Below are 497 nucleotides of genomic sequence, written 5' to 3'. Positions count from 1 at the left end.
CTGCTTACCAGAACCCATGCGAGGTTCGCCTATGCCGTGCTCATCGACTGCCATTCGATGCCGGCCAGCATCCGCGTCGGCGACAATGGCGTGCGGCCCGACTTCATCATCGGCGACCGTTTCGGCATTTCGGCAGCCGCGTCCCTCACCGAAAGGGCGATCGGCCTGCTCACCGGCATGGGCTACGCGGTCGCGCACAACAAGCCCTATGCCGGCGGTTTCATCACCGAGCATTACGGGCGGCCGGCACGTCATCTGCATGCGCTGCAGATCGAGGTCAATCGCGGGCTTTACATGAACGAGCGGACGTTCCAGAAATCGGCCGGCTTCGACGCTTTAGCCGACGACCTGACGCGCTTTTCGGCCGAACTGGTGGCGATGCCCGACCATCATTTCGTCGATCTGCCGCTTGCCGCGGAATGACAGCCGCGTTTGCGGTTCGCGGCTCAAAAAAAGACCGCATCGCTTTCACGACACGGTCGAAGTCTAGGGAGGAA

The 497-nt window shown here is 62.0% G+C and carries 1 protein-coding gene; it reads left to right on the top strand.

Features of this window, described 5'->3' with window-relative positions; genetic code table 11:
* Positions 1-423: N-formylglutamate amidohydrolase (locus EOA38_RS38590; protein WP_189435273.1), on the top strand; the 423-nt coding region annotated here is incomplete at its 5' end.
* Positions 424-497: the final 74 nt, after the last annotated feature.

Source organism: Mesorhizobium sp. M1E.F.Ca.ET.041.01.1.1, from assembly GCF_003997355.1.
Classification (GTDB): domain Bacteria; phylum Pseudomonadota; class Alphaproteobacteria; order Rhizobiales; family Rhizobiaceae; genus Mesorhizobium.
Note: the sequence above shows the minus strand (reverse complement) of the source record. Positions and strands in the feature narration are given on the sequence as shown.